The sequence below is a fragment of the Streptomyces sp. TAA040 genome, from assembly GCF_000424845.1.
The window spans coordinates 69976-82371 of sequence record NZ_AUKR01000005.1 but is presented as its reverse complement, the minus strand read 5'-3'; the positions used below and the strand labels follow the sequence as shown (position 1 = coordinate 82371).

8 protein-coding genes and 2 tRNA genes are annotated in these 12396 nt (G+C 74.4%); 9 read left to right on the top strand and 1 reads right to left on the bottom strand.

What is annotated here, in order from left to right; all coding sequences use genetic code 11:
* Positions 1-151: 151 nt before the first annotated feature.
* The 9 genes from H300_RS0104315 to H300_RS31380 all read left to right on the top strand — a co-directional run bounded on the left by H300_RS0104315 (position 152) and on the right by H300_RS31380 (position 11264).
* Positions 152-224 (top strand) — tRNA-Ala (locus H300_RS0104315).
* Positions 225-562: 338 nt separating this feature from the next.
* The gene (locus H300_RS0104310; protein WP_028426455.1) at positions 563-796 is read left to right on the top strand and encodes a hypothetical protein; all 234 of its coding nucleotides are present in this window, start codon (positions 563-565) and stop codon (positions 794-796) included.
* 140 nt (positions 797-936) lie between these two features.
* Positions 937-1009: transfer RNA gene (locus tag H300_RS0104305), tRNA-Ala, on the top strand.
* Positions 1010-1303: 294 nt separating this feature from the next.
* Positions 1304-4189, top strand: a complete 2886-nt coding sequence (gene leuS, locus H300_RS0104300) for a leucine--tRNA ligase (RefSeq protein WP_028426454.1) — start codon at positions 1304-1306, stop codon at positions 4187-4189.
* Positions 4190-4310: 121 nt separating this feature from the next.
* Positions 4311-4949, top strand: coding sequence for a hypothetical protein (locus H300_RS24875; RefSeq protein WP_199779128.1), 639 nt, complete (start codon positions 4311-4313; stop codon positions 4947-4949).
* 128 nt (positions 4950-5077) lie between these two features.
* A complete protein-coding gene (locus H300_RS0104290; RefSeq protein ID WP_028426453.1) occupies positions 5078-5923 on the top strand; it encodes a DegV family protein in 846 nt (281 codons plus the stop codon).
* Positions 5924-7138: 1215 nt separating this feature from the next.
* Positions 7139-7858 (top strand): ComEA family DNA-binding protein, encoded by a 720-nt coding sequence (locus tag H300_RS31385; protein ID WP_158678316.1) that lies wholly within the window; start codon positions 7139-7141, stop codon positions 7856-7858.
* Complete coding sequence (locus H300_RS24870; protein ID WP_486583548.1) at positions 7855-10656, top strand: ComEC/Rec2 family competence protein; 2802 nt, start codon at positions 7855-7857, stop codon at positions 10654-10656. Before H300_RS31385 ends, H300_RS24870 begins: the two co-directional genes overlap by 4 nt.
* On the top strand, positions 10653-11264 hold the full coding sequence (locus tag H300_RS31380) for a hypothetical protein (protein ID WP_158678315.1): 612 nt from the start codon (positions 10653-10655) through the stop codon (positions 11262-11264). The genes H300_RS24870 and H300_RS31380 overlap by 4 nt, the downstream gene beginning before the upstream one ends.
* 139 nt (positions 11265-11403) lie before the next feature.
* Here H300_RS31380 and holA read toward each other — a convergent pair whose 3' ends face one another.
* On the bottom strand, positions 11404-12396 hold the full coding sequence (holA, locus tag H300_RS0104270) for a DNA polymerase III subunit delta (protein WP_486583547.1): 993 nt from the start codon (positions 12394-12396) through the stop codon (positions 11404-11406).

The following is a 12396-nucleotide window of genomic DNA, read 5'->3' as shown; positions in this document are numbered from 1 at the left end:
CGGGTCCGCCGTCCGGCGCCCCGGGCCGTGCGGGTCACGCCCCCCGGAGCGGGCGGTCGCGGGCCGGTGGATTTCACATCCGGCCAGGTCGCCGGGTAGAGTTCCACTCGTTCGCGATGCGCGGGGTACCGGCCCGGGGTTTCGGGAGCACGGGGCTATAGCTCAGTTGGTAGAGCGCTTGCATGGCATGCAAGAGGTCAGGAGTTCGATTCTCCTTAGCTCCACACCGCGCCACCGCGCACCGTGATCCCGCCCCCTCGTGGGGCGGGATTTTTTGCGTCGCCGATCGGTCTCCTGCCTGCGGCGGGATCGTGGCAGAATCGGGTCACCGGAATGCCGGGAGCCGAAGAAGGGGGAAGGGGCCGAAGGGGAGGGACGTCGCGGTGCCTGCGCGTACCCACGGGGGAGGACCGAACGCCGGCGCTGCCGGCGGCCCCCGGGTCCCGGCCGCACTTCCAGGCCCCGCCTGTCGGTCCGCGTATGCCGCCCGGGTGCCGGGGGCAACGGAAGGATGAGCAACGTGTGCACGGCCTGCGGCCATAGCTGGAGCTGATACGGACTGATGGGTGCACACAGCAGGAAGTGCGACTGGTGCGGGAGCGGAACCCCGATCGTTCGTGACATGGAGCCGGTGAACGCCGACTATCAGTACTGGTGTGTCGACTGCGCACGGGCGCTGATCATAAAAGGCGATCCGATCGAGACCTACCGGGAGTTGGAGGGGGAGCCGATCTACGGCCGGTTGCTGGAGGAGCACTGCACGTTGAAGCGCTTCTACTCCTTCGTGACGGCCTGACGTCTCGGATGCGGCCGCGCCGGGGCGGGGCGCCGAAGTGGCGCCGTGTCAGGGGCGGCGCCTCGGATGTGCAACCGCGGTCGTGGTTTGTGTACAGTGAGGCTCGCTGCCGCGGGGAAGCCCCTGCGGAGGGCCACCTCGGGGCTATAGCTCAGTTGGTAGAGCGCTTGCATGGCATGCAAGAGGTCAGGAGTTCGATTCTCCTTAGCTCCACTTTCCTCGTCGTGACAGCAGAAGGCGGATCATCCACGGATGGTCCGCCTTCTGCTGTCCCCGGCCGCCCCGGCCCGTTTTCGTCGCCCGGAGCGCTGCTCTCCCCGGTCCCGTCCGGCCCGCGCCGCCGTTGCGGTAACCTGAGCGGCATGCGTGCTGTACGCCTTCTGCTCGGCGAGCCGCGCTGATCGGACCCGGCCCCGCCACGGGGGCCGGAAGCGGCGCGGCGTCCCCTCCTGTGCGAGGGGTTTTTTCGTTTCCGAGGGCAGAGACGACCGATGGAGCTTTGAGGACATGAGCGAGACCACGACCGCCGCGGCGAATGCTGCTCCGCATCGCTACACGGCAGCGATGGCTGCCGACATCGAGACACGCTGGCAGGACTTCTGGGAGCAGCGGGGCACCTATCGCGCTCCCAACCCGGTCGGAGAACTGGCGGACGACTCCGGACGTGCCGACCGGCCGAAGAAATTCATCATGGACATGTTCCCGTACCCCTCCGGTGCGGGTCTGCACGTCGGCCACCCCCTGGGCTACATCGCCACCGACGTCTCGGCGCGCTTCCTGCGGATGACCGGCCACAACGTCCTGCACACCCTGGGCTTCGACGCCTTCGGCCTGCCCGCCGAGCAGTACGCGGTGCAGACCGGCACCCACCCCAGGACGTCCACCGAGGCGAACATCGTCACCATGCGGTCGCAGCTCCGCCGACTGGGTCTGGGGCACGACGACCGGCGGGCGTTCGCCACCATCGACCCGGACTACTACAAGTGGACGCAGTGGATCTTCCTGCAAGTCTTCAACTCCTGGTACGACGAGGAGGCCGACCGGGCGCGCCCGGTGGCCGAGCTGGTCCAGCAGTTCGAGACGGGTGGGCGGCCGACGCCGGAGGGGCGCGCCCCCTGGGCCGAACTGACCGCCGCCGGCCGCGCCGACCTGTTGGGCGAATACCGCCTCGCCTACGCCTCCGACGCGCCGGTCAACTGGTGCCCGGGCCTGGGCACCGTGCTGGCCAACGAGGAGGTCACCGCCGAGGGCCGTTCCGAGCGCGGCAATTTCCCCGTCTTCAAGGCGAAACTGCGGCAGTGGAACATGCGCATCACCGCCTACGCGGAGCGGCTGCTGGGCGACCTGGACGGACTGGACTGGCCGGAGGCGATCAAGCTCCAGCAGCGCAACTGGATCGGCCGCTCGGAGGGCGCCCGGGTGGACTTCCCGGTCGCCACCGCCCGAGAGGACGGCCGGGACGAGCGGATCACCGTCTTCACCACGCGCCAGGACACGCTGTTCGGTGCCACCTACATGGTGCTGGCCCCGGAGCACCCGCTGCTGGGCACCCTGGTGCCCGAGGCCTGGCCGTCCGGGACTCCCGAGGCCTGGACCGGAGGGCACCCCACCCCGCAGGCCGCGGTGGCGGCCTACCGGACCCAGGCCGCGGGCAGGTCCGAACTGGAGCGGCAGGCCGAGGCCAAGGACAAGACGGGTGTCTTCACCGGAGCCCACGCCACCAATCCCGCCAGTGGCGAGCAGGTGCCGGTCTTCGTCGCCGACTACGTGCTGATGGGCTACGGCACCGGCGCCATCATGGCCGTCCCCGCCCACGACAGCCGGGACTTCGCCTTCGCGCGCGCCTTCGGGCTGCCGATGCGCTGCGTCGTCACCCCCTCGGACGAGCGGGGGACCGACCCGGCGCTGTGGGAGTCCTCCTTCGACTCCCACGACGCGCGGATCACCGGTTCCACCAGTGAGGCCGTCTCGCTGGACGGTCTGCCGGTCACCGAGGCCAAGGCGCGGATGACCCGCTTCCTGGAGGACCGCGGGATCGGCGCCGGCACCGTCAACTTCCGCCTGCGGGACTGGCTGTTCAGCCGGCAGCGGTACTGGGGCGAGCCCTTCCCGATCGTCTACGACGAGGAGGGCATCGCGCACCCGCTGCCCGAGTCGATGCTGCCGCTGGAACTCCCCGAGGTGGAGGACTACTCGCCGCGCACCTTCGACCCGGACGACGCCGACACCGTGCCCGAGACGCCGCTGTCGCGGAACGCCGACTGGGTGCACGTCACCCTTGACCTGGGCGACGGGCCGAAGAAGTACCGCCGGGAGACCAACACCATGCCCAACTGGGCGGGGTCATGCTGGTACGAACTGCGCTACCTGGACCCGCACAACACCGAGCAGCTCGTCGACCCGGAGATCGAGCGCTACTGGATGAGCCCGCGCGAGGGAGTGCCGCACGGCGGTGTCGACCTGTACGTCGGAGGTGCCGAGCACGCCGTGCTGCACCTGCTGTACGCCAGGTTCTGGTCCAAGGTGCTGCACGACCTGGGGCACGTCTCCTCGGCGGAGCCGTTCCACCGGCTCTACAACCAGGGCATGATCCAGGCCTACGTCTACCGCGACGCCCGCGGCTTCCCGGTACCGGCGGCCGAGGTCGAGGAGCGCGACGGCGGCTGGTTCTTCCAGGGCGAGAAGGTCAGGCGCGAGCTGGGCAAGATGGGCAAGTCGCTGAAGAACGCGGTCACTCCGGACGAGATCTGCGGCCAGTACGGCGCGGACACCCTGCGGCTCTACGAAATGGCGATGGGCCCGCTGGACGTCTCCCGCCCGTGGGACACCCGCGCGGTCGTCGGCCAGTACCGGCTGCTCCAGCGCCTGTGGCGGAACGTCGTGGACGAGTCGACGGGCGCGGTCACCGTCGTGGACCGCGCACCGGAGGAGGCTACCCTCCGCGCCCTGCACAAGACGATCGACGGCGTCCGACAGGACATGGCGGGACTGCGGTTCAACACCGCCATCGCCAAGATCACCGAGCTGAACAACCACGTCACCAAGCTGGCCGCCGTGCCCAGGCAGGTGGCGGAGCAGCTCGTGCTGCTGGTCGCCCCGCTGGCCCCGCACATCGCCGAGGAGCTGTGGCACACCCTGGGTCACCCGGACTCCGTGGTGTACGAGGACTTCCCCCTGGCCGACCCCCGGTACGTCGTCGACGAGCAGGTGGTCTGCGTGGTGCAGATCAAGGGCAAGGTCAAGGCCCGGCTGGAGGTCGCGCCGTCGATCTCGGATGCCGAGCTGGAGAAGCTGGCCCTGGCCGACCCGGCGGTGACCGCCGCGCTCGGCGGAACCGAGCCGCGCAAGGTGATCGTCCGGGCACCGAAGCTCGTCAACATCGTGCCCGCCTGAGCCCCCGGGCGGGGAACCCCTACGGGGCGTCCGGGGGCGATCCGGTACTCCGGGCGCCCCCGGACGGCCCGGCTTCCCTCTACCCTGGGAGGCACAGTCTGGACGGACGGAGGCCCGGGGGATGGAGATCGCGGTACTGCTGGTGAGCGTGTTCGTCGTGCTGCTCACCCTCGGCGTGGTCGCGACGGTCAAGGCGGCACGCGCCGTCGGCCGGAAGGTGGAGCAGGCCGGAGTGGAGGCCCGTCGGGGCATCGACGACACGGTGCTCAAGGTGAAGGCGGCCCAGCCGGGTCCGGTCGGCCAACTCGCCCGCACCAGGCTGGAACTGCGCTCCTCCCTGGACAGCGCCCGGCGTGAGCTGGAGTCCGCCGCGGTGCGGGACTCCTCCCTGGCCGAGGCCCTCGGTCTGCTCGACCGGTTGCACGACCACGCCAGGGAGCTCGACCGCGAACTGGGCGCACTGATGACACACGAGCCCGACAGGGCCCGGATCGCCACCCGGCTCCCGGAGGCCAGGGCGCAGATGGCCGCCATCAAGCAGTCCGCCGACTCGCTGCGGCACGCGGCCCAGGACCGCGCCCGACGGTACGACGCGGACGGTCTGGACTCGCTCCGGGAGCAGATCGCGATCGAGTCGGGCGCGCTCCGGCACTGGACCCCGCCGGACACGGACTCCGGCGCGGAGCTGGGCGAGGGCGCACCGCCGCCGAAGTCGCTGGGGCAGCCGCGCACCGAGGGGACGCCCGGCAGCACGCCCTGAGGGGCGCGGCGGGGCGCGGACCCGGCTTCCGGGAGGCAGGGCCCCGGCGGCCGGGAGGCAGGGCCCCGATACCGCGGGGAGCCAGGCCCCGATACCGTGGGGCGTGCGGACGAAGTAATCTCCCCAGCATGCCCCGTCATGTCGCCATCGTCACCGACTCCACGGCGTATCTGCCACCGGCGACGGTCCGGGAGCACCGCATGACGGCGGTCCCGCTGACGGTCGTGGTCGCCGGGCGGGCCCACGAGGAGGGCGCCGGCATCTCCGCCGGGTCACTCGCCGAAGCACTGCGCAGGCACCATCCGGTGACCACCTCGCGGCCCAGCCCCGAAACCTTCCTCGCGGCCTACCGGGACGCCGCGGCCTCGGGGGCGGAGGCCGTCGTCTCCCTTCATCTGTCCGCGGAGTTCTCCGGCACCTGCGACGCCGCCCGCATCGCCGCCCGCGAAGCCCCCCTGCCCGTGCACGTGGTGGACACCGGGATGGTCGCCATGGCGCTGGGCTTCTGCGCGCTCGCGGCGGCCGAGGCCGCCGCGGCAGGGGGCTCGGCCGCCGAGGCGGTGGCGGTGGCCGAGAAGCGGGCGGCCGGCACTTCCGCGTTCTTCTACGTGGACACGTTGGACTACCTGCGCCGAGGCGGGCGGATAGGCGCGGCCCAGGCGCTGCTCGGCTCGGCACTCGCCGTCAAGCCGCTGCTGGAACTGGCCGACGGCCGCATCGGCATGCTGGAGAAGGTCCGCACCGCGGGCCGTGCCATCGCCCGGCTCGAGGAACTCGCGGTGGTCCGCGCCGGAGAGGCGTCCGTCGATGTCGCCGTGCACCACCTGGCCGCCCCGGAACGGGCCGAGCAGCTGGCCGACCGGCTGCGCGGCCGGATCGGCGGACTGGTGGACCTGCACGCCGGGGAGGTCGGCGCGGTGATCGGCGCACACACCGGTCCGGGCCTGCTGGCGGTCGTCGTCTCGCCGCGCTGACGGGCGGCTCGACTGCCGGCGGCGGCAGCCGGTGGTGGGGGGCCGCGGTCCGCGGTCTGTGGTGACGCGGTGGCCGGGGTGGTGTGGTGGCCGGTGGGGGCGATGCGGCGCGGGCTGTTCACCGCAACGAGTGGCGAGGTTGTCCACGGACGTCTGGTCGTCCACAGAAGTCCGCCATGATCACCATGGAGCGGGCGGGCTTTCTACCGTCGGCCCATGACTCCTCGCACGCGTACCGATTCCCGGGGCCCGTCCCGTCGTTCGGAGCACCGTCGCACGCCGGTGCACCGGTCGGGTGCCGTCCGGCGCCCGGCGCCGTCGGACTCCCTGTCGCCTGCTCCGGTGCCGCGGGCCGCGGTTCCGGCGGTTTCGGGGCCACTGGCGGAGCGGGCCGAGGCGCTCTTCCCCGACCGGGCCACGCCCCCGGACCGGGCCCCGGAGCCTCCCGCCGGCTCGCCGCCGGGAGGCCGGGCGGCGGGCGCGGCCGGGGGAGCGGGCTCCACCGCCGGCGGAGCGGGGGCGGTCGCGCGCCCCCTCGTCCCGCCCGGAAGCCGGCAGCTGACGCTCGACTGGCCGGGAGCACCCGCGCCGCCCGCTTCCGCCCCCGAGGGCCCGCCGCGCGGTGCGGGCCGCTCCACCGCCCCGGGTCTCCGCCGGCGGCCCGTCCCCCGATGCGGGGACACGACACGGCCACCGGGGCGCCCCGGCCCGGCAGGGCGGCCGCGGCCGATGACCCGAGCCGAGGCCCTCGCCGTGGCCCGGGACGCGGTGCGGCGCAGCCGCGCCGAAGCGCGGAGACGCGCTCCGGCCGCCTCGCACGGGCCGCTGCCCCCGGCGGTCCCGGGTGTTCCGGGCCTCGCGCCGTCCCCACCCGTCCTCGTGCCGCCTCCGCCCGCCCCCGCGTCGCTGTCGGCCGTCCTCCTGCCGCCCTCGGCCGCCGCGCCGGAGCCCTCTCCGCGGCGCCCCGAGCCGTCCACCGCGCGGACGGCCCCAGGTGCGGCCGGGGCCGGCGGCACCTCCGCTCCGGCCCCCGAACCACCGTCTCCGGCCCTGCCGTCCGCCCAGCTCGCACCGCTGGTCCCGCCCTCTCCCGACCCCGGCCCGCGCCCGGGAGAGGGCGGGACGGACACGCCGGCGTCAGCCGGGGAGGGAGCCCCCGGAGACGGAGTCCCCGCAGCACCGCCCGCGCCCGATCGGCCGGCGTCCGGAGGGGTGGTGAGCCGCGGGCGGGAGCGGTTCCTCGGGCTCTGGCGGGACCGGGTGCCCCTGTGGCTCCAGACCCGTTGCGGGGTCGCCCCGGGGTCGCTGGCCGCCGTGGCGGTCGTGCTGCTCCTCGCCGTGGGACTGGCGGTGCACCACTTCTGGAGCACCCGGCCGCAGCCCGTTCCGGTCCCGTCCGCGGTCGCCCACCGGCAGCCGCCCTCCGGCGACCTGCCCGGGTCCCGCACACCGGGTCCGCCGCAGACCGGCGGCTCCACCGAGTCGGCCACCGCCCTGGTGGTGGATGTGACGGGTGAGGTCCGCGAGCCGGGGCTGCACCGGATCCCGGCCGGCTCCCGGGTCGGGGACGCCCTGGAGGCGGCCGGCGGTCCGCTCCCGGACGCCGAGACGGCAGGGCTGAACCGGGCCCGGCTCGTCGCCGACGGAGAGCAGATCAGGGTGGGCGCGGAGGCGACCGGGCCCACCGCGCCGGCTGCGGCCGGCTCGGCCGCCGTCGGGGGAGCAGCGCCCCCGGCCCCCGCCGGGCGGGTGGCGCTGAACTCGGCCACTGCCGAGGAGTTCCAGTCCCTGCCGGGCATCGGTCCGGTGCTCGCTCAGCAGATCATCGACCACCGCACCCGCCACGGAGGTTTCACCTCGGTCGAGCAGTTGCGCGAGGTCCGCGGCATCGGGGAGCGGCGCTTCGCCGATCTGGAGCAACGGGTGGGGCCGTGAACTGCGCCCGAGCCGAGGTGCACACCTCTTCCGGCCACCGGCTGGGAGCCTCGCATCCCCGGCAGGAGGCACCGCCTGATCTGCGGCTGGTACCTCCGGCGGTCTGCGCCTGGGGTGCCGCGGCCCTGGCTCCCTCGGCCACCGGCCGTCAGGTGGCGGTGGCGGTGCTGCTCTGCCTCCTGCTCGCCTCGCTGCTGCTTCTGGCCGGGCGCGCGGGCCGCGGCCCCGGCCGGACCTTGCGGAGTACGGCCGTCCTGGCCCTGCTCTGTGCGACGGCGGCCGCCGTCGCGGCGGCGCTGCACACCGCTTCGGTCAACAGCGGGCCGCTGCCCGGACTCGCCGAGGAGCATGGCAGCGCCGCCGTGGCAGTCGAGGTGGCCGACGACCCGGAGCGCCTGGCCGCACGGCCCGGCGCTCCACCCCTGCTGATGTTCCGCGCGACGGCCGAGTCCGTCCGGCGCCCCGGCGGTGGCGCTGCCGAGGTGAGCAGCCCGGTCCTGGTGCTGGTGGCCGCCGAGGAGCCGGGGGACTGGTTGCGGCTGCTGCCGTCCACCCGGTTGATGCTGCCCGACGCCGAGGTTCAGCCGCCCCTGGGCGGCCGGGGCAGTGGGTTGTCCGCGGTCCTGCGGGTGCGCGGTGGGGAGCCGCCACAGCTCGTCGCCGGCGCCGGGCCGGCCCAGCGGCTGGCTGGCCGGCTCCGGGCGGACCTGCGGACGGCCACCGACGGTCTGCCCCCGGACGCCAGGGCGCTGCTCCCGGCCCTGGTGGTGGGCGACACCTCCCGCCTCACGCCGCAACTGGAGGAGGCAGTGCGAGCGACGGACATGTCGCATCTGATCGTCGTCAGCGGGGCCCACCTGGGCATCGTGCTGGCCGTCCTGATCGGGGGCCCCGGTACCGCGGCCCGTGCCGAGCGCGGCGGCGTCGCGGCCCGGCTCGGCGTCCCGCTGCGCACGACCGCGGTCCTCGGCGGCGCGCTGGTGCTCGCCTTCGTCGTCCTGTGCCGCCCCGGGCCGAGCGTGCTGCGGGCCGCGGTCTGCGGCGGCATCGCCCTGCTCGCCCTCGCCACCGGGCGCCACCGCTCCCTGCTGCCAGCGCTCAGCGCGGCGACCCTGCTGCTCGTCCTCCACGACCCCACCCTGGCCAGGTCGTACGGTTTCCTGCTCTCGGTGCTGGCGACCGGCGCCCTGCTCACCCTCGCACCCGCCTGGAGCCGGGGGCTCCGGCGCCGCGGGATGCCGAGCCGCCCGGCGGAGGCACTGGCCGCCGCCGGGGCCGCCCAGGTCGTCTGCGCGCCGGTGGTGGCCGTGTTCGCGATGCAGGTCAGCCTGGTCGCCGTGCCGTGCAACCTGCTGGCGCAACTGGCCTTCGCCCCTGCCACCGTGCTGGGATGGGCCGCTCTGGTCACTGCACCCCTCCTGATGCCCCTGGCCGTGCTGCTGAGCCGCCTCGCGGGCTGGCCCGCCGGGTGGATCGCGGCCATCGCCCGTACGGGCGCGGACCTCCCCGGAGCCCGGATCGACTGGCCGGGCGGCTGGACGGGCGCGGCACTCCTCGCGCTGAGTACCCTGGCCGTCCTGGGCCTCCTGCGCCATGCCCTCCGGCACGTGTGGACCGCCCTGGGCTGCGCGCTCCTGCTCGTCGTGATCCTGCTGCGCCCGGCGCCGGTGGAGCGGGTCATCACCGGCTGGCCGCCGCCGGCCTGGCGAGTGGTGGCCTGCGACGTCGGACAGGGGGACGGCCTCGTTGTCGCCGCGGGCGAGGGCACCGCCCTGGTTGTCGACACCGGCCCGGACCCCGGCGCGATGGACCGCTGCCTGCGCGGGTTGGCCGTCCACCGGGTGCCGCTCGTCGTGCTGAGCCACTTCCACGCCGATCATGTCGCCGGTCTGCCTGGAGTGCTGGACGGGCGGTCCGTCGGTGCCGTGCAGACCACGACCGTGCGCGAGCCGGCCGAGCAGGCCGCGTTCGTCGACCGGGTGGCCGACGGGGCTGGTGTGCCCGTGCTCCGCGCCGTGCCGGGGGAGCGGCGCCGACTGGGTCCCGCGCTCGACTGGCAGGTGCTGTGGCCGCCGGAGGACACCGCCGGCCAGTCCTCCAACGACTCCAGCGTGACCCTGCTGCTGCGGGTGGCAGGCATCTCGGTCCTCCTCCCGGGCGACCTCGAACCGGGAGCGCAGCGTGCTCTGCTGGTTCGGCACCCGGAGCTGGGGCCGGTGGACGTCCTCAAGGTCGCCCATCACGGTTCGGGATACCAGCACCCGGAACTGCTGGAGAGGCTGAGTCCGGACGTGGCCCTGATCTCCGTCGGCGCCGGGAACTCCTACGGCCACCCCTCGCCCCGGACAGTGGCCGCCCTGCGCGCGACCGGGGCGACCGTCCTGCGCACCGACACCGAAGGGGAGGTGGCCGTCACCGGGGATGCCCGCGGCCTACGGGTCGTCCGGGCCGGCCGGAGCGCCCGGAGGGGCCGTCGCCGGCGGCTCCGGGGGGATGCCCCGGCCGGGAGCACGGGCGGTATCTTCCTTGTATGTCCGCACCGGGGGAACCGCAGCACAATCCGTACGCCCGACCCGTCCCGCACCCGCAGCCGTACGGCGGGGCCGCCGCCCCGTACGGTCGGCCGACCGCCGGGTACGGCGCGGCGGGGCCGCCGTACGCCGGGCAGGGTGTGCCGCAGGCCGGCCCGTACCCGGGGCCCGCCGGTCCCGGGGGGCCGCCGCGCGGGCGGCTGCCGGGGTGGGCATGGGGTCTCAGCGGCGCCATCCTCGCCTCCGCGGTCTGGGCCGCGGCCGTGATCGTGTCGGGCGGGTTCGGCGACCGGGAGCCGGAGGCCGATCTCGCCGGCTACCACTTCCACAGCGACCTGTGCGCGGCCCTGGACACGTCCGCGCTCTCCGAGCACTACGCACCCGACCCGGAGCGCGACCCGGACGGCCACCACGCGGAGGACCACGCGCTCGACTCCAGTCACTGCAGCCTCCGGTTCAAGGCTCCCGACGCCGAGGACTACGAGGTCACCTATGTGAGCTTCCAGGCCCAGTGGCACAAGAGGTCCGACCCGGAGGGCGAGTTCGCGGCCCGGATGCGCGGCTACGAGGGACGGTCCGACGACACGTCCGCGTACGCGGTCGAGGCGGTCGAGGGTCTCGGGGACGAGGCCTTCCTGATCACCGACCGGGACAGGGACGACGACGCGGTCCGGTGGGCGATGCTCTCGGTCCGGGACGGCTGGCTGGAGAGCAGCATGGACTGGAGCGATCTCTCCTCGGCGGGCAGTGAGGACCGGCTCTCGGCGGAGGAGCTGAAGGAGGCGCTGACCTCGGACACCAGGACCACCCTGGAGGCGCTCCGCGAGCCGGCGGAGGACTCCGGCCCGCCCAGGCGCGGTGAGGGCGACATCTGAGCCCCCCTGCGCGCCTGCCGTACCCCGCCCGGCCTGTGTCCTGCCCCGCCTGACTTGCCCTGCACTCGCGCAGCCCCGCGCGTGACCGGACCCGGGGCTCGTCCCGCGGGCCCGCGCGAGGCGCCTTGGCGCTTCCGGCTCAGCGCGAGCGGGCGGCGCGGGCGATGGTGACCACGGCCTTCTCCAGCGCGTAGGCGGGGTCGTAGCCGCCGCCCTTCACGGCCGCGTCGGCCTCGGCCACGGCTCGCAGGGCCACCGCGACCCCGTCCGCGGACCAGCCCCGCATCTGCTGGCGTACCCGGTCGATCTTCCACGGCGGCATGCCCAGCTCCCGGGCCAGGTCGCCGGGGCGCAGTCCCCCCGGGGCCGAGGCGAGCTTGCCGATGGCCCGCACTCCCTGGGCCAGCGCGCTCGTCACCAGCACCGGGGCCACCCCGGTGGCCAGGGCCCACCGGAGCGTCTCCAGTGCCGCCGCCGCCCGCCCCTCGACCGCCCGGTCGGCGACGGCGAAGCTCGACGCCTCGGCTCGCCCGGTGTAGTAGCGGCCGACCACCGTGTCGTCGATGGTGCCCTCCACGTCGGCGGTGAGCTGGGCGCACGCCGAGGCCAGCTCCCGCAGGTCGCTGCCGATGGAGTCCACCAGTGCCTGGCACGCCTCCGGGGTGGCGGAGCGGCCGAGCGCGCGGAACTCCCCGACGACGAAGGCCAACCGGTCGGCCGGTTTGGTCATCTTCGGGCAGGTGACCTCCCTGGCCCCGGCCTTTCGCGCGGCGTCGAGCAGGCCCTTGCCCTTGGCACCTCCGGCGTGGACCAGGATCAGGGTGATCTCCTCGGCGGGGGACGCGAGGTAGGCCTTGACGTCCTTGACGCTGTCGGCGCCGAGGTCCTGCGCCTGCCGGACGACGACCACCTTGCGCTCGGCGAACAGCGACGGGCTGGTCAGCTCGTCGAGGGTGCCGGGCTGGAGCTCACCCGGCGCGAGGTCCCTGACGTCGGTGTCGGGGTCGGTGGCGCGGGCCGCAACGATGACCGTACGCACCGCGCGGTCGATGAGGAGGTCCTCCTGGCCGACCGCGAGGGTGAGCGGGGCCAGCGGGTCGTCGGAGCGGGGCTTCTTGGCTTTCGGAGGCAT